Annotated in this window: 1 pseudogene; it reads right to left on the bottom strand. The window is 47.1% G+C overall.

The features are described 5' to 3' along the window. A pseudogene (locus A3761_RS27540) lies at positions 1-289 on the bottom strand (hypothetical protein); the annotation flags it as partial.

Raw genomic sequence — 289 nt, 5'->3', positions numbered from 1 at the left:
TAGCACATAGACAACAGTCTCGCCTTTTGGTCCTGAACCGATTTCTGTGAAACGATAAGGTGCTTCGCCTACTTTTCGAACGCTATTCATATCTTCTAGTGTGCTGAAGACGTAGATTCGGCCTTCCATGCGCATTTCACCATAGAATGGCTGGGCTGGCGCTACAGTGCCTTCAATCAGATCAATACTTGGAATACCTGAACGCTTCTTCTTATCTTCGCCTGTCAAAGCAAACTTTAGGGTTTCGCCTTTAGGGCCTGCACCGATGCGTGCAACCATGTAAGCAGTA

It is taken from the genome of Oleiphilus sp. HI0123, from assembly GCF_001635315.1.
This window is presented reverse-complemented; position numbering and strand designations above follow the sequence as displayed.